This window comes from Streptomyces sp. NPDC046197 (genome assembly GCF_040646295.1).
Taxonomy (GTDB): Bacteria; Actinomycetota; Actinomycetes; order Streptomycetales; family Streptomycetaceae; genus Streptomyces.
The window spans coordinates 17479-37261 of the sequence record NZ_JBEYZY010000053.1 but is presented as its reverse complement, the minus strand read 5'-3'; the positions used below and the strand labels follow the sequence as shown (position 1 = coordinate 37261).

The 19783-nt window shown below is 72.5% G+C and carries 23 protein-coding genes and 1 tRNA gene; 11 read left to right on the top strand and 13 right to left on the bottom strand.

Annotated features, from left to right (window positions below):
- Window positions 1-89 precede the first annotated feature (89 nt).
- The 3 genes from AB0A61_RS38095 to AB0A61_RS38085 form a co-directional block, all read right to left on the bottom strand.
- Window positions 90-863: a sulfite exporter TauE/SafE family protein gene (locus tag AB0A61_RS38095; RefSeq protein ID WP_361303301.1), complete on the bottom strand. Its 774-nt coding sequence runs from the start codon at window positions 861-863 to the stop codon at window positions 90-92.
- Between the two features lie 117 nt (window positions 864-980).
- A complete protein-coding gene (locus AB0A61_RS38090) occupies window positions 981-2492 on the bottom strand; it encodes a long-chain fatty acid--CoA ligase (protein ID WP_361303298.1) in 1512 nt (503 codons plus the stop codon).
- 72 nt (window positions 2493-2564) lie between these two features.
- Entirely contained in the window at window positions 2565-3752 is a 1188-nt protein-coding gene (locus AB0A61_RS38085; RefSeq protein ID WP_361303295.1) for a thiolase family protein, read from the bottom strand.
- 116 nt (window positions 3753-3868) lie between these two features.
- On the opposite strand from AB0A61_RS38085, the gene AB0A61_RS38080 reads away from it, so the two are divergent.
- The 5 genes from AB0A61_RS38080 to AB0A61_RS38060 all read left to right on the top strand — a co-directional run bounded on the left by AB0A61_RS38080 (window position 3869) and on the right by AB0A61_RS38060 (window position 6669).
- Window positions 3869-4678, top strand: coding sequence for a lysophospholipase (locus tag AB0A61_RS38080; RefSeq protein WP_361303292.1), 810 nt, complete (start codon window positions 3869-3871; stop codon window positions 4676-4678).
- A gap of 208 nt (window positions 4679-4886) precedes the next feature.
- A complete protein-coding gene (locus tag AB0A61_RS38075; protein ID WP_361303307.1) occupies window positions 4887-5144 on the top strand; it encodes a WhiB family transcriptional regulator in 258 nt (85 codons plus the stop codon).
- Entirely contained in the window at window positions 5141-5623 is a 483-nt protein-coding gene (locus tag AB0A61_RS38070) for a DNA starvation/stationary phase protection protein (protein WP_361303289.1), read from the top strand. The genes AB0A61_RS38075 and AB0A61_RS38070 overlap by 4 nt, the downstream gene beginning before the upstream one ends.
- Window positions 5624-5671: 48 nt before the next feature.
- Window positions 5672-6019 carry a DUF3140 domain-containing protein gene (locus tag AB0A61_RS38065; RefSeq protein WP_361303286.1) on the top strand — a complete coding sequence of 116 codons (348 nt, stop codon included), beginning with the start codon at window positions 5672-5674 and terminating at the stop codon, window positions 6017-6019.
- Window positions 6016-6669, top strand: coding sequence for an endonuclease (locus tag AB0A61_RS38060; protein ID WP_361303283.1), 654 nt, complete (start codon window positions 6016-6018; stop codon window positions 6667-6669). Before AB0A61_RS38065 ends, AB0A61_RS38060 begins: the two co-directional genes overlap by 4 nt.
- A 33-nt stretch (window positions 6670-6702) precedes the next feature.
- On the opposite strand, the gene AB0A61_RS38055 is transcribed toward AB0A61_RS38060, so the two are convergent.
- Together AB0A61_RS38055 and AB0A61_RS38050 are read right to left on the bottom strand one after the other, a co-directional pair.
- Window positions 6703-6873, bottom strand: a complete 171-nt coding sequence (locus AB0A61_RS38055) for a hypothetical protein (protein ID WP_361303280.1) — start codon at window positions 6871-6873, stop codon at window positions 6703-6705.
- A gap of 22 nt (window positions 6874-6895) precedes the next feature.
- Entirely contained in the window at window positions 6896-7303 is a 408-nt protein-coding gene (locus tag AB0A61_RS38050) for an ROK family protein (protein WP_361303277.1), read from the bottom strand.
- 366 nt (window positions 7304-7669) lie between these two features.
- On the opposite strand from AB0A61_RS38050, the gene AB0A61_RS38045 reads away from it, so the two are divergent.
- The 4 genes from AB0A61_RS38045 to AB0A61_RS38030 are packed head-to-tail and all read left to right on the top strand — an operon-like array spanning window position 7670 to window position 11714.
- Entirely contained in the window at window positions 7670-8482 is an 813-nt protein-coding gene (locus AB0A61_RS38045) for an SAM-dependent methyltransferase (RefSeq protein WP_361303274.1), read from the top strand.
- Between the two features lie 50 nt (window positions 8483-8532).
- Window positions 8533-9936, top strand: a complete 1404-nt coding sequence (locus tag AB0A61_RS38040) for a glutamine synthetase family protein (RefSeq protein WP_361303271.1) — start codon at window positions 8533-8535, stop codon at window positions 9934-9936.
- Complete coding sequence (locus AB0A61_RS38035) at window positions 9936-11162, top strand: amidohydrolase family protein (protein WP_361303268.1); 1227 nt, start codon at window positions 9936-9938, stop codon at window positions 11160-11162. Before AB0A61_RS38040 ends, AB0A61_RS38035 begins: the two co-directional genes overlap by 1 nt.
- A gap of 24 nt (window positions 11163-11186) precedes the next feature.
- Window positions 11187-11714, top strand: a complete 528-nt coding sequence (locus AB0A61_RS38030) for an NUDIX hydrolase family protein (RefSeq protein WP_361303304.1) — start codon at window positions 11187-11189, stop codon at window positions 11712-11714.
- A 32-nt stretch (window positions 11715-11746) separates the two neighbouring features.
- On the opposite strand, the gene AB0A61_RS38025 is transcribed toward AB0A61_RS38030, so the two are convergent.
- Entirely contained in the window at window positions 11747-12298 is a 552-nt protein-coding gene (locus AB0A61_RS38025) for a PadR family transcriptional regulator (protein ID WP_361303265.1), read from the bottom strand.
- A 96-nt stretch (window positions 12299-12394) separates the two neighbouring features.
- Between AB0A61_RS38025 and AB0A61_RS38020 the strand changes: the two genes are divergently transcribed.
- Window positions 12395-12958, top strand: a complete 564-nt coding sequence (locus tag AB0A61_RS38020; RefSeq protein WP_361303262.1) for a hypothetical protein — start codon at window positions 12395-12397, stop codon at window positions 12956-12958.
- 204 nt (window positions 12959-13162) lie between these two features.
- Window positions 13163-13966 (top strand): hypothetical protein, encoded by an 804-nt coding sequence (locus AB0A61_RS38015; protein ID WP_361303259.1) that lies wholly within the window; start codon window positions 13163-13165, stop codon window positions 13964-13966.
- A gap of 174 nt (window positions 13967-14140) precedes the next feature.
- On the opposite strand, the gene AB0A61_RS38010 is transcribed toward AB0A61_RS38015, so the two are convergent.
- The 7 genes from AB0A61_RS38010 to tdh all read right to left on the bottom strand — a co-directional run bounded on the left by AB0A61_RS38010 (window position 14141) and on the right by tdh (window position 19637).
- A tRNA-Pro gene (locus tag AB0A61_RS38010) sits at window positions 14141-14217 on the bottom strand.
- Window positions 14218-14578: 361 nt separating this feature from the next.
- The gene (locus AB0A61_RS38005) at window positions 14579-14938 is read right to left on the bottom strand and encodes an MmcQ/YjbR family DNA-binding protein (protein ID WP_361303256.1); all 360 of its coding nucleotides are present in this window, start codon (window positions 14936-14938) and stop codon (window positions 14579-14581) included.
- A gap of 31 nt (window positions 14939-14969) precedes the next feature.
- On the bottom strand, window positions 14970-15509 hold the full coding sequence (locus AB0A61_RS38000; RefSeq protein ID WP_361303253.1) for a GNAT family N-acetyltransferase: 540 nt from the start codon (window positions 15507-15509) through the stop codon (window positions 14970-14972).
- Window positions 15506-16102: an XRE family transcriptional regulator gene (locus AB0A61_RS37995; RefSeq protein ID WP_361303250.1), complete on the bottom strand. Its 597-nt coding sequence runs from the start codon at window positions 16100-16102 to the stop codon at window positions 15506-15508. Before AB0A61_RS37995 ends, AB0A61_RS38000 begins: the two co-directional genes overlap by 4 nt.
- A gap of 78 nt (window positions 16103-16180) precedes the next feature.
- Complete coding sequence (locus AB0A61_RS37990; protein ID WP_361303247.1) at window positions 16181-17083, bottom strand: LysR family transcriptional regulator; 903 nt, start codon at window positions 17081-17083, stop codon at window positions 16181-16183.
- Window positions 17084-17373: 290 nt separating this feature from the next.
- Window positions 17374-18573 carry a glycine C-acetyltransferase gene (locus tag AB0A61_RS37985; protein ID WP_361303244.1) on the bottom strand — a complete coding sequence of 400 codons (1200 nt, stop codon included), beginning with the start codon at window positions 18571-18573 and terminating at the stop codon, window positions 17374-17376.
- A gap of 35 nt (window positions 18574-18608) precedes the next feature.
- Window positions 18609-19637, bottom strand: a complete 1029-nt coding sequence (tdh, locus tag AB0A61_RS37980; protein WP_361303241.1) for an L-threonine 3-dehydrogenase — start codon at window positions 19635-19637, stop codon at window positions 18609-18611.
- Window positions 19638-19783 lie beyond the last annotated feature (146 nt).

Below are 19783 nucleotides of genomic sequence, written 5' to 3'. Positions count from 1 at the left end.
TCATCGGACAGCACAACTTCGATGGCACGAGGACCCCGAGACATGAAAACAGGCTACAGACTTAACCGTGCAATTTCTGGCGCATCACACTAGCGCAGCAGCAGCTGTACGCCCCCGACGACCGTCGCCGCGATCACCAGCTGCTCGAACAACCGCTGGTTGATCCGGTCCACCGCCCACTTGCCGAACAGCGCCCCGGGCACGACGAACACCGCGAGCACCGCGTCCAGGAGCAGCGAACGGCCGTCGATCAGGCCGAGGCCCGCGCTGAACGGCACCTTGGAGACGTTGACGATGAGGAAGAAGAAGGCCGACGTCCCGAGGAAACCGAGCTTGCGGAAACCGGCGGAGAGCAGGTACATCGACATCACCGGGCCGCCCGCGTTGGCGACCATCGTGGTGAAGCCGCCGAGGACGCCGTAGGAGCGGGCCTTGAGCCGGCCCGAACGGGTGGTGACCGACTCCGGTTGCTCCTCCCGGCCGGCCGCGCGGCGCCGCCACACCGTCACCGCCGCCATCAGCAGCAGGATCGCGCCGATCGACGTCCGTACGACCCCGTCGTCGGCCCACATCAGGAACAGCGTGCCGATGACCACTCCCGCCGCGACCGCCGGGAACAGCCGCCACAGCGTGGGCCAGTGGGCGTGCCGGCGGTAGGTGAGGACGGCGAGCACGTCCCCGGCGATCAGGACCGGCAGCAGTACACCGGTGGAGGCGCGGGCGGGCAGCACGGCCGCGAAGATCGCGAGGCTGACCGTGTTGGCCCCGCTCACGGCGGTCTTGGAGAAGCCGACGAGGAGCGCCGCGAGGGCGAGCGCGGCGAACCCCCATCCGGATATGTGCCAGAGCGTCATCGTGTTCATGCGGGCACCGACTCTATGCGCACGCATCAAGCGCCGTAAGGAGCGTCTCGGTGGATGGTCCCCACCGGGCGGGTCACCCCGCCCGCAGCAGCCCCTGACACCGCGCCCCGCGTACCCCTACCGTTCGGCGTACCGCGCTCGCAGTTCCCGCTTGAGCACCTTCATGCTCGGGCCCAGCGGGAGCGCGTCCGTCAGCTCCACACGTCGCGGGTACTTGTGGCGGCCGAGGTGTTCCTTCGACCACTCGGTGAGCGCGGCCGGGTCCGGTTCCGTGCCGGGCGCGGGTACGACGACGGCGCACACCTCCTCGCCGTGCAGCTCGTCCGGCAGTCCGATGACGGCGGCCTGCGCGACGGCGGGATGGCGCAGCAGCACCTCCTCCACCTCGCGCGGATAGACGTTGTAGCCCCCGCGGATGATGACGTCCTTCTTGCGGTCGACGATCCTGAGGAAGCCCTCGTCGTCCTTCGTGCCCAGGTCGCCGGTGCGGAACCAGCCGTCGACGAGCGCCTCCGCGGTGGCCTCGGGACGGCCGAGGTAGCCGGAGAAGACGTTGTGGCCGCGGATGACGACCTCGCCGAGCTCGCCCGGCGGCAGGAGTTCGACGCGCCCCTCCACCTCGGCGCGGGCGATCTCCACGTCGACGCCCCACAGCGGATGGCCGATCGTGCCCGCCTTGGTGCCGAACCAGGGCTGGTTCACGCTCGCCGTCGGGGAGGTCTCCGACAGCCCGTACCCCTCGTAGATCCTCGCCCCGAACGCCGCCTCGAACCGCTCCAGCACGGCCCCGGGCAGCGAGGCGCCGCCGGAGATGCACACCCGCAGTTCGGGGAGCGTGCCGGCCTCGGCCGCGGCCGCCGCGAGGGAGACGAACATGGTGGGCACGCCGTGGAAGGTGTTCACGTCCTCCTTCACCATCAGTTCGATCGCCCGCGCGGCATCGAAGCGCGGCAGCAGCACGAGCGTGGCCCCGGCCCGCCAGGTGGAGTTCATCGACACCGTCTGCCCGAAGGCGTGGAAGAGCGGCAGCGCGCCGAGCGCGATGTCGTCGGCGCGGACGTCGTTGGCGTCGAAGGCGTTGACGGTCGCGTTCATCACCAGGTTGAAGTGGCTGAGCACCGCGCCCTTGGGCACGCCGGTGGTACCGCTGGTGTAGAAGACGACGGCCGGATCGTCGGCGGCGCGGGTGACGTACGTCGGCAGCGGCTCGGCGTCCGCGGCGAGCCTCGCCAACTCGGCGCCCAGGGTGACGGATTCGACCCCGACGGCCCGGGCGGCGGCCGTGCCCGTCTCCGCCTGTGCGGGGTGGCACAGCAGCAACCGGGCGCCGCTGTCCTTCAGGACGTGCCGGACCTCCTCCGCCGACAGCAGCAGATGGACGGGGACGACCACTGCGCCGGCGGCCGCGATCGCGTAGTACGCCGCGGGAAAGTCGGCCGTGTTCGGTGCCATCAGCGCGACGCGGTCCCCCGGCCGGATGCCCAGTGCCACCAGGGCTCCGGCCTGCTCGCGGGCCCGCTGCCACACCTCGGCGAAGGTGAGCCGCAGGTCGCCTTCGACGAGGGCCGTCCGGTCGGGGCGGCGCCGGGCGTTCTCGGCGAGGATGGTGGCGAGGGACAGGGTGGCCATGGAGGTGATGCTCCGTTTCGTGCGGCTCTCGGTGCGTGAATTCCCTTGCGGGAGGACCCCGTTGACGTACGGCTACGACCTCTCCACCAGCACCGCGCTCCCCTGCCCGACGCCCACGCACATGGTCGCGAGCCCGCGGGCCGCACCGGTGCGGCGCATGCGGTGCAGCAGGGTGGTGAGGATGCGGGCGCCGGAGCAGCCGAGCGGGTGGCCGAGGGCGATGGCACCGCCGCTGGGGTTGACCAGGTCGGGGTCGATGCCGAGCTGGTCGACGCAGGCCAGTGCCTGGGCCGCGAACGCCTCGTTGAACTCGGCCTCCTGGATGTCGTCGATCCCCCAGCCGGCGCGGGCCAGCGCCTTGCGGGTGGCCGGGACCGGCCCGATGCCCATCACATCGGGGTGGACGCCGGCGGAGGCCCCGGCGACATAGCGGCCAAGGGACCGAAGGCCCAGGTCGTTCAGGGCCTCCTCGCTGACCAGGAGCAGACCCGCCGCGCCGTCGTTCATCGGCGAGGCGTTGCCCGCGGTGACCGTGCCGCCCGCACGGAACACCGGCTTGAGCCGGGCGAGCTTTTCGTAGGAGGTGTCCTCGCGGATGCCCTCGTCGCTGCCCACGACCACCCCGTCGGGACGCTCCACGGGCAGGATCTCGTCGTCGAAGTGGCCGTCCTTGCGGGCCAGCGCGGCACGCTGGTGGCTGCGCAGCGCGAAGTCGTCCTGGCGCTCGCGCGCGATGCCGTACCGCTCGGCGACCTCCTCCGCGGTCTCGCCCATGGACAGCAGGCCGTGCAGGTCCTTCATCGCCGGGTTGACCAGCCGCCAGCCGAGGCGGGTGTCGACGGTCTGCATGGTGTGCGGCAGGGCCTCGTCGGGGCGGGGCAGCACGAAGGGGGCGCGGCTCATCGACTCGGAGCCGCCCGCCAGCACGATGTCGGCCTCCCCCGCGGCGATGGTGCGGGCGGCGGTCGTGACCGCCTCCAGGCCGGAGGCGCACAGCCGGTTGACCGTGGCGCCGGGCACGGACTCGGGCAGGCCGGCGAGCAGGGCGGCCATCCGGGCGACGTTGCGGTTGTCCTCGCCCGCCTGGTTGGCGGCACCCCAGTAGACGTCGTCGATGCGGGCCGGGTCGAGGGCAGGCACCTCGGCGACCAGGGCGCGGATCACCGCCGCGGCAAGGTCGTCCGGGCGGACGGAGGACAGGGCTCCGCGCAGCTTGCCGATCGGGGTGCGGCGGGCGGCCGCGAAGTGGACGGGGCGCACGACAGGACTCCTTGCCCGAGACCCAGTTAATTAGCACTGCTAGTTTTGGACTATAGACCTCCGAGCGGTCCCCTGGGAAGATTCTCCGGAAGCCCGCCGACACAGCTGGAGGAGACATGGCTCACGCCCGCGAGCACGTCCTCGCCGGGACCCGGGGCGCACTCGCCGTCCGGGAGTGGCCGCACCCGCGACCGCGGTACGTCGCCCTGCTGGTGCACGGGTACGGCGAGCACGCCGGGCGGTACGCGGAAGTGGCCGACGTACTGGCGGCGCACGGAGCGGCCGGATACGGCCCCGATCACATCGGCCACGGCAGGTCGGCGGGCGAGCGCGTGGTGGTCGAGGACTTCGAAGACGTGGTCACCGACGTGCACGCCGTGGCCGACCTGGCCCGGACCGCGCACCCGGACGTGCCGGTCGTACTGATCGGCCACTCCATGGGCGGGCTGATCGCGGCCCGCTACGCCCAGCGGTACCGCGACGAACTCGCCGCGCTCGTGCTCTCCGGCCCGGTCATCGGCGCCTGGGAGCTGCCGGGCCGGCTGCTCGCCCTGGACGAGATCCCCGACACCCCGATCAGCCCGGCGGCCCTCTCCCGCGACCCGGCGGTCGGTGCGGCCTACGCGGCGGATCCACTGGTGTGGCACGGGCCGATGAAGCGGCCCACGGTGGAGGCGTTCGCCCGGACCCTGGAGACCGTCGCCGGGGCGGGCGACATCGGCCCGCTCCCGCTGCTGTGGCTGCACGGCGACGACGACCAGCTGGTCCCGCTCGCCGGGAGCCGGGTCGGCGTCGAGCCGCTCAGCGGCGGGAACCTGACCGAACGGATCTACCCGGGTGCCCGGCACGAGGTGTTCCACGAGACGAACAAGGAGCGGGTCTTCGCGGACGTGACGGATTTCCTCGACGGCGCACTCGCGGGCTGAGACGTCGCCGTCACGGCACTGCGCCGGTCCGCCGAGACGTCACCGCGCCCCCGCGCGAGCAGGCGTCACCGTGTTTGCACGCCCGGTTTGCACGCCCGGTTTGCACGCCGGTTTGCACTCCCGGTTTGCACTCCCGGTTTGCACGCCCGGTTTGCACGCCCGGTGGGCACGGTGTTTGCACGGATTCACCGCGGGCACCCGCGCCCGCATGGAGTGGTTGCGCAGTGCTGCCTGCGTGGGTGAGGACCCCGAACTGTTCTTCCCCGTCGGCACGACCGGACCGGCGCTGCGAGAGGTCGCGGCGGCCAAACGCATCTGTGCCCGTTGCCCGGTGATCACCCAGTGCCTGGACTTCGCGCTCGGCAGCGGCCAGGCCTCGGGTGTGTGGGGCGGGACCTGCGAGGAGGAGCGCGACGCACTGCTCCGTACCGCCAGAGACGACTCCACAAGGAGAAGCACCGTATGACTGTCGTGAAGAGCACGATTCCTGAACCGGCCCGTCAGGTCACCGGGGACGCGCTGCAGAGCACTCTCGTGGATCTTCTCGGGCTCTCCCTGATCGGGAAGCAGGCGCACTGGAACCTCGTGGGACCGCGGTTCAGGTCCATCCACCTGCAGCTCGACGAACTGGTGGCGGCCGCACGCGACTTCTCCGACACGGTCGCCGAGCGCGCCGCGGCGCTCGGCGTGCCGCCGGACGGCCGGCCGGAGACGATCGCCTCGGCCTTCACGCTGCGCGGCCCGAAGGACGGCTGGGTGCGGGACACGGAGGTCGTCGAGGTCATGGTCGGCGCGCTGGAAGCGGCGATCGGACGGCTGCGCGAGCGCATCGAGGCGACCGAGAAGGCCGACCCCGTCACCCAGGACCTGCTGATCACCATTACGGCGGAGCTGGAGAAGCAGCGCTGGATGTTCGACGCGGAGAACTGGCCTGGTCAGGGCTGACCCGCACGGCGCACCCGCTTCCCGTACGAACGAAGGAAGGGCCCCTTGATGACCGACGCCCTCGAAGCCGACGCGCTGTGGCAGGACTTCCACCGCGTGGTCAACATGACCTCGGCCGAGCTGATGGCCTGGCTGCGGGTCCGTGACGCCGACGAGAACACCGAGCCGCTCCCGGAGGAGGCGGGCACGCCCACCGGGCGGCATGTGGTGGCGATCCTGCAGAAGCGGCGCACCGACCTCACCGACGACGACCTCCGGGTGATGCGCACGGTCGTCGACAGGGTCACCCGGCAGGTGGATCTGTACGAGGAGCCCGAGGTAGAGGAAGCCGACGAGACCCGTCGGCGGCACCGGCTGATGGACCTGGGCCACGACCCGCTGAAGGCGTCCCGGTGACACGGGAGCGGGACGTCCGCGTCCTGCACGAACTGGTCCGGACGCACGGCGAGACGTTCGCCGAGGAGGCCGGCATCAGGATCAAGGACACCCCGCAGCCGCTCTATCAGCTGCTGGTGCTCGCCGTCCTCCTCAGTGCCCGCATCCGGGGCTCGGTCGCCGTCGCCGCGGCCCGCGCCCTGTTCGACGCCGGTCTGCGCGATCCGCGCCGGATGGCCGGGGCCGACTGGCAGGAACGGGTGGACGCGCTGGGCCGCAGCGGCTACCGGCGCTACGACGAACGCACGGCCACCCAGCTCGGGGACGGCGCCGTGCTGATCGCCGAGCGCTGGGGCGGCGACCTGCGCCGACTGCGGGAGGAGGCCGACGGCCGGGTCCCCGAGCTGCGCAGGCTGCTCCAGGAGGTGCCGGGTCTGGGGCCGGCCGGGGCGGACATCTTCCTGCGGGAGGTCCAGCGGGTCTGGCCCGAGGTGGCGCCGTACCTGGACGCCAAGGCGCTGTCCGGGGCGGAGCGCCTCGGCCTGCCGAAAGGCCCCGACCGGCTCGTGGAGTCGGCGGGCGACACCGAACCGGCCGTGCTGGCGGCCGCGTTGGTGCGCGCCTCGCTCGACCGGAAGCTGGCCGAGGACTGCCTCAGTCACGCGGCCTGATCGGAGCCGTTGCCGTGCTCGGAGCGTGTGCTGTCAGCCGGTTCCGGCGCGGATGCGCACGTCGGCGCGGGCACGCAGGTCGGCGCAGGTGCGCAGGTCGGGATAGACGCGCACGTCGGCGCAGGTGCGCAGGTCGGCGCAGGTGCGCAGGTCGGCGCAGGTGCGCAGGTCGGGATAGACGCGCACGTCGGCGCAGGCGCGCACGTCGGCGCAGCGCGGCGGAGGGCTACGGCGAGAGCTCCGCGCAGCGGGGCGGCGCGCCCGGCGCGCCGGGTTCGACGGGCGGGGGCGGCGGGACGAGGGCGCGCACCGCCTCGCGGACCGGTTCGAGCAGGGCCGGACGGCTGCCGACGGGACCGTGGAGGAGGACGAGTTCGGGGTCGACGACCGCGCAGACGGTGGCGATCGCCTCACCGATGGTGCGGCCCTCCGCCGTGACGACGGCCCGGGCCCGGCATCGCCCTCCTGGGCGCGCCCGCAGGATCTCCCGGGCCGGGGCCGGCGGATCGGCACCGTCGGCCTCGGACAGCCGCCGCGTGCGGAAACCGGCCTCGGCGACGGCGCGGGCCAGGCCGTGCGAGGTGCCGGGCGGCTGTGCGCTGACGCCGAGGCAGCCGATCCGGCCACCCCTCACGCGCCCGGCACAAGCCGGTCTCCGATGACCAGGCCCCATCCCGAGGCCGGCCCCCGACGTGGACGTAGCGCAGCCTTCGGCGTCGCGGCCGCGCCGTGCAGGCGTTCGGCCACGGGGCAGCGAGGTTGACGTCGTTCTCCACCAGCAGCAGGCGTGTCGGCCAGGCCGCCGAGGGCGTCCTGCGGCTGGAAGACGCCGCCCGGATACGGGGTGTTGCGCAGTGGGACAACGGCGGAGTCTTCGGGTCGACCTGCACGGGTCGCCTCCGGGTGGACGGATTGCCGGGACAGCGTGATCACCGGGCGGCACAATGGCGGCGACGGACCCGCCGGCAGGACGAACAAGCGACGAACCAGGAGTACGGACGTGAGCGAGAGGCCCACACGATCGGACGAGTCGCCGAGGCTGAACACCGGTGTGGCCCACAACGCGCGCGTGTGGAACTACTGGATCGGCGGCAAGGACAACTACGAGGTCGACCAGCGGGTCGGCGAGCACATCGCCGGGATGTTCCCGGTGATCCGGGAGGTGGCCCGCGCGGACCGCGACTTCCTGGGCCGGGCGGTCCGTTTCCTGGCCGCCGAGCGCGGGGTCCGGCAGTTCCTCGACATCGGCACCGGACTGCCGACGGTCGACAACACCCACGAGATCGCCCAGCGGATCGCCCCCGACGCACGGATCGTCTACGTCGACAACGACCCCATCGTCCTCGTCCACGCCCGCACCCTGCTCACCAGCACCCCCGAGGGCGTCACCGACTACATCGACGCCGATGTGCACAACCCGGACACGATCGTCGAACGCGCCGCCGCGACCCTCGACTTCGGCCGGCCCGTCGCGGTGATGATGCTCGGCATCCTCAACTTCGTCCTGGACACCGACGAGGCACGCGGCGTCGTCCGCCGGGTCATGGCGGCCGTCCCGTCCGGCAGCGTCCTGGTCCTGACCCACCCCACCTTCGACGCCGACCTCGGCGGCGAGGGCAACATCCCGGCCATGGAGTTCTGGAACGAGAACGCCACACCACCGATCACCGCCCGCAGCCGCGCCGAGATCGCCACGTTCCTCGAAGGTCTCGATCTGGTCGAGCCGGGTCTGGTGCCGTGCTCGCAGTGGCGCGCCACGCCCGGCTCGGCCGCCGCGGTGCCGCAGTTCGGCGCGGTGGCCGTGAAACCCTGACGGGGCGGCACACGGGCCGCCCGACCGTCCGAGCTCGTCGAGGAGGACGTATGACCACCCTTGCCGACCCCGTTCCCGGCGGCCGTCCCGGTGACGTCGACCGAGCCACCGCGCTCAGCGGCGAGTTGGCGGAGCGGGGAGTGCACGGTGTCGTCCTGGCCTACGTCGACACCGCGGGGATCGGCCGGGTCAAGACGGTCCCGGCGGCGAAACTGCCCGCGGCCGCGGCCTGGGGGGTGGGCATGTCGCCCGTCTTCGACACCTTCCTGGCCGACGACTCCATCGTCACCACCGACGTCCTCGGCTCCCCGGACGGCGATCTGCGGCTCTTTCCCGACCTCGACCACCTGGCCGTCCTGGCGGGGCAGCCGGGCTGGGCGTGGGCCCCGGTCGACCGGGTCACACAGGAGGGCGAGCGGCATCCCGGGTGCAGCCGCACCTTCCTGCGCCGGGTCGTCGCCGACGCGGAACGCCGCCACGGCATCACGTTCAAGGCCGCCTTCGAGATCGAGTGGGCCGTCGGCCAAGGGACCGCGCCCGAGGGTGAGTTCGAGCCCGCGGTGTCGGGGCCGGCGTACGGGGCCACCCGGCAGGTGGAACTGGGCGACTGCACCGCCGAGTTGCTGGCGGCCCTCGCGGCACAGGGCGTGGACGTCGACCAGATCCATCCCGAGTACGCCGCCGGGCAGTTCGAGGTGTCGGTCGGAGCCCTCGACCCGGTGGCGGCGGCCGACCGGAGTGTGCTGGTGCGGCAGACCATCCGGGCCGTGGCCCAGCGGCGCGGGCTCAGGATCTCCTTCGCACCGGCCGTGCTGGCGCAGGGCGTCGGCAACGGCGGCCACGTCCACCTCTCCGCCTGGCGCGACCGGGTCAATCTGCACTCCGGCGGCACGGGCCGGCACGGCATGACGCCGGACGCCGAGTCCTTCGCCGCCGGTCTGCTGACCCATCTGCCGGCCCTCACGGCGGTGACCGCGCCGAGCCCGGCCAGCTACCTGCGGCTCAAACCGTCACAGTGGGCCGGGGTGTTCACCGCGTGGGGCCTGGAGACCCGCGAGGCCGCGGTCCGCGTCGTCACCGGCACCCAGGGCCTGCGCGAACGGGCCGCCAACCTGGAGGTCAAGCCGGTCGACCTGGCCGCCAACCCGTATCTCGCCCTCGGCTGCCTGATCGCAGCCGGGCTGGACGGTCTTTCGTCGTCCGCGGCCCTGCCCGAGGAGATCACCGGGGACCCGGTCCGGCTCGGCGAGGCGGAGGCGGCGTCCCGGGGCGTACGGCGCCTGCCGGCCTCCCTGGCGGAGGCCGTCACCGAGTTCCGCAAGGACGAGGTGCTGCGCACCGCCCTCGGCCCGGTCCTCGCCGACGCGGTGATCGCCGTACGGCAGGGAGAGATCGCGGCCGTGGACGGGCTGGACGACGAGCAGGTGGCGGCGGCCTACCGGTGGAAGTACTGATGAACGCCGGTACGCCGGCGGCCGGTCCGGTCCACGAAGCGCTCGCCGTGCTGCGGCTCGTGGACCACCACTGTCACGGAGCCGTCGTCGACGACCTGGACCGGCCGGGCTTCGAGTCCCTGATCACCGAGGGCGAGGCATGGCCCGGCAGTGGGATCTCGCCCTTCGACTCCCCCGTCGGCGTGGCCGTCCGCCGCCACTGCGCCCCCGTTCTGGACCTGCCGCGCCACGCCCCGGCCGACGACTATCTCGCCCGCCGGGCGGAGTTGGGCGCGCGCGAGGTGAACCGGCGCTTCCTCGCCGCCGCGGGCGCGGACGTGTTCTGCGTCGACACCGGGTACGCACCCGACCGCGTCACGACCCCGGCGGAGCTGGCCCGGGCCGCGGGACCGGACGCGGTGGCGTACGAGGTGGTACGGCTGGAGAGCGTCGCCGAGGCCGTGGTGGCCGAGGGAGCGGGGCCCGGCGAGTACGGCGCCGCCGTCCTCGAGGCCGCGCAGCAGGCCGTGCGGCGCCCGGGCGTGGTGGCGGTGAAGTCGGTGGCCGCCTACCGCACCGGCTTCGACCTGGACCCGGCGCGCCCGTCGCCCGCCGAGGTCACCCGCGCGGCCGCCCGTGCGACCGGCACCGGCCGCCGCCTCGACGACCCGGTCCTGGTGCGGCACCTGCTGTGGACGGCCGTCGACCTGGGCCTGCCCCTGCAACTCCACACCGGGTTCGGCGACAACGACATCCGCCTGCACCGGGTGGACCCCGCCCGCCTGACCGACTGGCTGCACCTGACCGCCGGTACGATCCCGGTCCTGCTGCTGCACTGCTGGCCCTTCCAGCGCCAAGCCGCCTATCTGGCCACGGTGTTCGAGCAGGTGTACCTCGATGTGGGCCTGGCCCTGCACTACGTGGGTCCGGCACGGGCCCGTGCGGTCCTGGCGGAGGCGCTGGAGATCACACCCTTTCGCAAACTTCTGTACAGCTCCGACGCCTACGGTGTGGCCGAATTCCACCACCTCGGGGCCGTGGCTTTCCGCCAGGGACTGGCCGGACTGCTGCGGGACAGGGTGGACGCCGACGAGATGGACCTGGGGGACGCGCTGCGGATCGCGCAATGGACAGGACGGGACAACGCCCAGCGTGTCTACGGAATCACCGGTGCGGCGACGACGCCGGAACGACGTGTGGCCGGTCACAGTCGTCCGGAGCGGCACGCACGAAGCGAGAACCCCTGAAAGTATGATCAAGCAATGTCTGACATGACCGAAACCACGCCCGGTTGGCTGACCAACGACGAACTGGAGTCGGCGCGCGCCCGCATGCCGATCCTGTACGTCGAGGCGGTGCCCGTGCGCGTCGACGACAGCGGCGAAGTGACCAGCATCGGCCTGCTCCTTCGCATCGGGCCGGACGGAACGGTCAGCCGGACCCTGGTCTCCGGCCGGGTGCTGCACCACGAGCGGGTGCGCGACGCCCTGCTGCGCCATCTGGAGAAGGATCTGGGCCCGGTGGCGCTGCCCCGCGTGCCCGCCTCCCTGCAGCCGTTCACGGTCGCCGAGTACTTCCCGACGGCGGGCATCACCCCGTACCACGACCCGCGGCAGCACGCCGTGTCCCTCGCGTACGTCGTTCCCGTCACCGGCGACTGCCGTCCCCGGCAGGACGCACTCGACCTGGTCTGGTTCAGCCCGCAGGAGGCGGCCTCCCCCGCGGTGCAGAGCGAGATGCCGGGCGGGCACGGCTTCCTGCTCAAGCAGGCGCTCGCCCACATCGGGGCGGGCCACTGACGGCCGATGCCGGCCGGTTACGGCTCCCCCGCTCAGCTGTCGCGGGCGGCCGTGGCCGTCACCTCCTCGCGCGCGTCGATCTGCGCGACGGCCCAGCGGGCCCAGTCCCGCTCCATCTCGGCCAGCCGCAGCCCGTACTCGAGCCCGATGCGGCCGTTGACGGTCAGCGGGCCGTCCGCCCCACTGAGCGTCTCCCGCAGCGCCGCCAGCCGCCGGTGTTCGGCGGCCGCCTGCCGCTCGCGGTCCTCGAGGATGGCGCGGATCTGGTCGCCGGTGGCCAGATCGAGGAAGAACAGCTTCAGCAACAGCTCACTGCGGCGCGGCTGCTTGGGTGTGGGCGCCGCAAGCCAGTCGGCCAGTTCCTGGCGGCCCCTGCCGGTGAGCGTGTACTCCTTGCGGCCGCGCGGCCCCTCCGCGGACACGTCGACCAGTCCGGCGTCGGCGAGCCGGTTCAGTTCGCCGTACATCTGGCTCTGGGTGGCCGGCCAGACATGGGCCAGCGACGTGTCGAACAGCTTCATCAGGTCGTAGCCGCTGGCGGGCCGCTCCACCAGGAGACCGAGCAATGCGTGGCGAAGACTCATGGACCCACCGTACCTCCACGTTTGACATGTCACAGCCGACCACGTAACTTCGACATGTCATCAGTGGAATGTTGAGTGCCCCGGGAAGGGGTTCCCATGCACTACCTGCGCGGCTTCCTCCCCTGGATCGCCTACGCCTGCCTCTCGCCGCTCGGCTGGCAGTGGAGTGCCCTCACCGGACTGGTCGTTGCCCTGGTCCTGATAGCCGTAAACCGCCGGGCGGGGCTGCCCGCGGACGCGCTGATCCTGGAGTTCAGCACCGCCTGCTTCTTCGCCGCCCTGACCGCCGTCGCGTTCGCCGCGCCGCACTCGAAGGTGGCGGACTACGGCGGGGCGATCTCCTTCGGCTGGCTCGCCGTGACCGCGGGGACCACGCTCGCCATCCGCCGCCCCTTCACGCTGGGCATCGCCCGGCGCACGGTGCCGGAGAAGTTCTGGAAGACGTCGCAGTTCCTGCGCATCAACAACGTCATCACCGCCGTGTGGGCCGCGGCCTTCCTGCTGACCGCGGTGGCCCTGACCGTCTGCGACGCCAAGGGCGCGGGCACGGGCGTGAAGATCACGATCCAGGTGCTCGGCTTCGTGGTCCCCGCCGTCTTCACCGCCCGCTACCCCAAGATCGTCCAGGCGCGCTACGCCAAGCTCGACACGGCGTCCTGACCGAGGCGCCGCGTCCGGGGCCGGGGCATCCACGGAGGATCCCCCTCCGCATCAGCCGCCCCATCGCCGTGACCAGGGGTCCCATGCCGTTGTTCAGGTTGCGGTCGGATTCCCGCACCGTCGGGCAACACCTGCACCAGAAGTCCCAAAACCCTGGCAAAGGGGTCTGGGAGAGCGGTAGTTGACCATGCGATCGTTCCCGCCATGAGCACAGAGCACGTCCTTGATGACCGCCGCGACGCACACCGCTCCGACGACCGCGCCCGCATCCGCCTGGCGGCGAACAAGGTGCCGGAAGTGACCGTCTACTTCTGGATCATCAAGGTGCTGACCACCGGCATGGGCGAGACGGCCTCCGACTTCCTGGCCCATCTGCTCGGCCCGGTCCCGGCGGTGGGACTGGGCGGACTCGCCCTGGTGGCCTCGCTGGCCGTGCAGTTCGCCGTCCGGCGGTACGTCGCCTGGATCTACTGGACCGCGATCGTCATGGTGAGCGTGTTCGGCACGATGGCCGCCGACGTCCTGCACGTCGGCCTCGGCGTCCCGTACACCCTCTCGACGCCCGCCTTCATGGTCGCCCTGGCCGCCGTCTTCGCGCTCTGGTACGCGAGCGAGCGGACTCTGTCGATCCACAGCATCCACACCCGCCGGCGCGAGGCGTTCTACTGGGCCGCCGTCCTCGCCACGTTCGCGCTCGGCACCGCCGCGGGCGACCTGACCGCCACCATGGGCCTCGGCTACCTCGGTTCCGTCGTCCTGTTCGGCGCCGCCATCTGCGTCCCCGCCGTCGCCCACCGCACGGGCGCCCTGGGGGCGGTGACCGCCTTCTGGACCGCGTACGTCATCACCCGGCCCCTCGGCGCCTCGATCGCCGACTGGATGGCGCTGCCCCACGCCCGCGGCGGTCTCGCCCTGGGACTCGGTCCGGTCACGCTGTCCTGGACGGTCGCGATCCTCGGCTTCGTCGGCTACCTGGCCGTGTCCCGGGCCGACGTCCAGCCGCGGTAAGGGAGTTGACGGTCGAACGGGGCCTCTGGGATGCCGGGGGCCCTTCGGCCGACCAGGCATGCGGGCACGTCGTGCTCACGCGGTTCACCGGCCCGCGCGGACACCGAGCACGAAATCCGAGCACGAGGAAGGCCGTCCTCTCCGATGGAGAAGACGGCCTGCGACCAGAAAAGCTGGTCGGGACGACAGGATTTGAACCTGCGACCCCTTGACCCCCAGTCAAGTGCGCTACCAAGCTGCGCCACGTCCCGTTGCCCGCCTGACCTGGGGTTTCCCCCCGGCCGAACGCGCAGGAAAACAATACCGCACTCGGGTCGGTGGTCGCGCACCCGTTTATCCGGGACGCGGCCCGTCCCGCATCCCGGCCGCAGCCCGGCCGCAGTCCCGCACAGCCGGCTCCGGGCTCCGGCTCCGGCTCCGGCTCCGGCTCCGGCTCCGGCTCCGGCTCCGGCTCCGGCTCCGGCAACGATGTCATCCCCATTCCCGCGCCGTCCCCGTGGCAGCCGGAGCCCCCCTCCGGCCCCGGCTGCCTCAGTTGTCCACGGATCATGCCACGGCGCACTGACAGCGGGTGCTCCGGGCCCCGCAGGCCCTTCAGTCCACTCAGTCCACTCAGTCCACGGCCGGCAGCCCCAACTCGGGGTAGGACTCCAGCAGCCGGGACGGAGCCGCCTGGCGCCAGGAGTCGGCGAGGACGTCGCGCAGCTCGCCCTCGTCCTCCAGCGCGGCCAGCCGTACCCGGATCCAGGCGAACTGTGCCTCGTGGCCGGCGACCCAGAACTTCTCGGGCTCGGCGAGGACCAGCTCGTCACGCTCCTCCTTGGGGCAGCGCACCGCGATGGACGTCTCGTCCTCCGGCAGCGTGGCGAACATCTTCCCCGCGACCCGGAACGTGGGCATGCTCCAGGCGGCCTTCTCCGTCGTGTCGGGCAGGGACAGGGCGATACGGCGTACGTCTTCGGCGTCCGGCATGACAGGCACGCTAGCCCGTCCCACTGACAGGTCACCCGGTGCGGGCTCCCGCCCCCAGGGCCTTGTAGTAGATCGTGGTCGGCCGCAGCACCCCGGCCGGACTCGCCGCGTAGCCGGGGATCGTCCCGGCCCGCGTCCAGCCGGCCGAGCGGTACAGGTGCTCGGCGGGGCTGCCGGTCTCGGTGTCCAGGTGCAGCAGCGTGACACCGGACCCGGCGGCCGCCTCCTCCGCGGTGTCCAGCAGCCGGCGGCCGAGGCCCCGGCCGCGGGTGTCCCGGTGCACCATGAGCTTGACCAGTTCGGCGCGGTGGCGGCTGTTGGGCTTGTCGGGGAAGGCGAGGCTCACGGTGCCCGCCGTCCGGCCGCCGTCGTACGCCACCCATACGGCGAGCCGCCCGGCCGCCACGTCCTCGGCGCGTGCCTGCCACCAGGCGACGGCCCGCGCGGCGTCGAGGGGTGCGAGAAAGCCGACCGAGGCGCCGCCCGCCACGGTGTCGGTCAGCAAGGCGGCCAGCTCCTGCGCGGATCCGAGGAGCCCGGCCGGGTCGAGCCGGGTCACGGTCGGCGTCACGGCCTCACCACCGCCAGGACGTAGCGCGTGTCCGCCGGTCCGGCGCACCGGAACCGCGTCGGTCCCCAGACCCGCAGTCGCAGGCAGTCACCGGCGTCGAGGTGGTGGCGGACGTCCTGCGCGGTCACCTCGAGCGCGCCCTCCAGCACCCAGATGTGCTGCTCGAGACCGGACACGGGCGGACGGTCGTAGGCGATGTCGGCCCCGGCTGCGAGCCGTCCCTCGACGAGTTCGCCGCGCAGCCCGTCGTGCGGGGGCGAGACCGACCGCCGGACGAACCCGGCCGCCCGGTCCTCCCACACCGTCTGGTCCGCGGCCCGCACCAGGGGCGCGTGCTCCGCCTCGACCTCGCTGAGCAGTTGCGACATGGTCCTGCCGTAGACGTGGCACAGCCGGTTCAGCAGTGCGGCCGTCGGGCTGATCTCCGCCCGTTCGGCCCGGGAGAGCGTCGACCGGCTCACCCCGCTGCGCTCCGCCAGCTCGCCCAGTGACCAGCCGCGGGTCGCCCGCAGCTCGGCGAGCCGGGCGCCGAGACGGGCGTCGACCGGGTCGGGAGCGTGGTCCTGCTCCGCCGTAGTCCGTGTCCGTTTCATATCCGGGAATCTATCCCGGATATGAAACGCCCGTGTTACGAAGGCCTCACCGTGAGCGATGCGGGCAGGGACGGCGGCCTACGCCTGCGCCGCCTCGCCGAGGGCCTGCATGACCGGACGGATCAGCGGGTGCTCCTCCGCTCCCCTGCGGACCGCCGCGAAGACCCGGCGCGTGGGCGCCACCCCGTCCACGGGGCGCACGACGACGCGCGTGAGGTCCATGCCTCGCAGCGCGGACCGCGGTACGAGCGCCACGCCCGCGTCGGCCGAGGCGAGGGCCACGACGGCGCGGAAATCGTCAGAGGAGTGTTCGAGGCGGGGCTGGAAGCCCGCGTTCTCGCAGGCCAGTACGACCACGTCATGGCAGGGGTTGCCCGGGTAGGGGCCGATCCAGGCGTCCTTGGCCAGCTCGGCGAGCGGGACCTCGGCGGCGCCGGCCAGCCGGTGGGTGACCGGGACGACCGCATCGAAGGGCTCGGCGTACAGCGGGACATGGGTCAGACGGGGGTCGTCGGCCGACGGTGCCCCGCGGTACTCGACGGCGACGGCCACGTCGACCTGCCGGTCCAGCACCATGGGCAGGCTGGCGTCGCCCTCGGCGTCCTGGACGCGGATGCGGATGCCGGGTGAGGTGGCGGCCAGCCGGGCCACCGCGGGCGCGACGACCTGGGCGATGCCGGTGGCGAAGGCGGCGACGGTGACCGTGCCGGCCGCTCCGGAACCGTACGCGGCGAGTTCCGCCTCGGCCCGCTCCAGCTGGGCGAGGACCGCGTTGGTGTGGCTGAGCAGGATCTCGCCGGCCGGGGTCAGCCGCACACCCTTGGCGCCGCGCTCGACGAGCCGGTGACCCGTCTCCTGCTCCAGGGCCGTGAGCTGCTGGGAGACGGCGGACGGGGTGAGGTAGAGGGCGGCGGCAGCCGCGGTCACCGTGCGGTGGTCGGCCACCGCACGGAGGATGTGCAGCCGCCGCGCTTCGATCATGCGACCGATTATCGCAAGCCACACAACCAACCGAACACACGCTGCGCCCCGCCGGCCAGGACCGCGCGTCGCCCCCGCCGGCCAGGCCCGCGCCTCGCCCCACCGGCCGCACGCGCGCTCCACCCCACCGCCCGGACACGCACCCCGCCCCACCAGCCGGACGTGCACTCCGTCCCACCGGCCGGACGCACACTCCGCCGGACCAGTCAGGCACACCCCCCGACCGGTCAGGCACACACCCCCGACCGGTCAGGCCGCACCCCGACCGACCGGTCGCGGCGTCGGGTCGCTCAGCCCTCCAGCTCCGCTCGGGCCGCGACGAAGGCGTCCACCGCGCGGTGCACGTCGTCCGTCGAGTGTGCGGCGGACAGCTGGACGCGGATGCGGGCCTGCTCCTGCGGCACGACCGGGTACGAGAAGCCGATCACGTACACCCCGCGCTCCAGCAGCAGCTCCGCCATCCGGGCCGCCTTCGCCGCGTCGCCGATCATGACGGGCGCGATCGCGTGGTCGCCGGCCAGGAGGTCGAAGCCCTCCTCCGTCATGCGGCGGCGGAACAGCGCGGTGTTCTCGGCGAGCCGGACCCGCAGGTCGTCCGCCGACTCCAGCAGGTCCAGCACCTTCAGCGACGCGGCCGCGATGACCGGGGCGAGCGTGTTGGAGAAGAGGTACGGCCGGGACCGCTGACGCAGCAGGGCGACGATCTCGGCGCGGGCCGCGACGTAGCCGCCGGAGGCGCCGCCGAGCGCCTTGCCGAGGGTGCCGGTGATGACGTCGACGCGGTCCATGACACCGTGCAGCTCGGGCGTGCCGCGCCCGCCTGGGCCGACGAAGCCGACGGCGTGCGAGTCGTCGACCATGACCATGGCTCCGTGGCGGTCGGCGAGGTCGCAGATCTCGCGCAGCGGCGCGACGTAGCCGTCCATCGAGAACACGCCGTCCGTGACGATCAGCTTCCGGCGCGCGCCGCCCTCGCTCGCCTCCTTCAACTGCCGCTCCAGATCCGCCATGTCACGGTTGGCGTAGCGGAAGCGGCGGGCCTTGGACAGGCGGATGCCGTCGATGATGGAGGCGTGGTTGAGGGCGTCGGAGATCACCGCGTCCTCGGGGCCGAGCAGTGTCTCGAAGACGCCGCCGTTGGCGTCGAAGCAGGAGGAGTACAGGATCGTGTCCTCCTGCCCGAGGAAGGCCGACAGCCGGGCCTCCAGCTCCTTGTGCACCTCCTGCGTGCCGCAGATGAAGCGCACGGACGCCATGCCGTAGCCCCAGCGGTCCAGCGCCGCGTGGGCGGCGGCGACCACCTCGGGGTGGTCGGCGAGGCCGAGGTAGTTGTTGGCGCAGAAGTTGAGGACCTCGCCGGGGCGGCCGCCCGCCGTGACGTTGACGGTGGCGGACTGCGGGGTGCCGATGACGCGCTCGGGCTTGTGCAGACCGGCGGCCCGGATCTCGTCGAGGGTGGCGCGCAGGTCGTCGCGCACGGAGTCGAACATGGGAAGGCTCCTAAGATGCTTGCGCTGTGGGCGGGTTACGCGGTCCAGTCAAGGATGACCTTGCCGCCGCGGCCGCTCGCCGCGTCGTCGAAAGCCGTCTCGAAGTCGCGGTAGCCGTACCGGCCGGTGATGACGGGCGCGAGGTCCAGGCCGCCCTCCAGCAGCACCGACATCGCGTACCAGGTCTCGAACATCTCCCGGCCGTAGATGCCCTTGACGGTGATCATCGAGGTGACGATCCGGGCCCAGTCGACCGGGAACTCCTGGGCCGGCAGCCCGAGCATGGCGATCCGGCCGCCGTGCGTCATGTTGGCGATCATGTCCCGCATCGCCTCGGGCCGCCCGGACATCTCCAGGCCGATGTCGAAGCCCTCCCTGAGCCCCAACTCCCGCTGTCCGTCGGCGATCGTGGCCTGCGCGACGTTGAGTGCGAGGCTGACGCCTATCTTGCGGGCCAGCTCCAGCCGCTCCTCACTGACGTCGGTGATGACGACGTTGCGCGCACCCGCGTGGCGCGCCACCGCCGCGGCCATCAGGCCGATCGGGCCGGCGCCGGTGATCAGGACGTCCTCGCCGACCAGCGGGAAGGACAGGGCGGTGTGCACGGCGTTGCCGAACGGGTCGAAGATCGCGGCGATGTCGAGGTCGACGGGGACGCGGTGCACCCACACGTTGCCGGCCGGCAGGGCGACGTACTCGGCGAACGCGCCGTCGCGGCCCACGCCGAGGCCGACGGTGGCCCGGCACAGGTGGCGGCGTCCGGCCAGGCAGTTGCGGCACTTGCCGCACACCAGGTGGCCCTCGCCGCTGACCCGGTCGCCGGTCTTGACGTCGGTGACGTCACGGCCGGTGGCGACGACCTCGCCGACGAACTCGTGCCCGACCACGAGCGGGGTGCGGATCGCCTGCTGCGCCCACCCGTCCCAGGCCCGGATGTGCAGGTCCGTGCCGCAGATACCGGTCCGCAGGACCTTGATCAGTACGTCACCGGGTCCGACAGCGGGCTCGGGGACGTCCGCGAGCCACAGCCCGGGCTCCGCCTTCTCCTTGACCAGCGCCTTCAACGCTACGGCTCCTGTGGTTCGGGCCCCGGGCCCGGGCATGCCGAAGGGACCCGTGTCCGGGGTGAGGGGTGGAATCGCGTAGCAATCTGCCCTACGGCGGCGCGCTGGTCCATCGAGGATTTCTTAAGCGCGGCCACAGCTTTCCT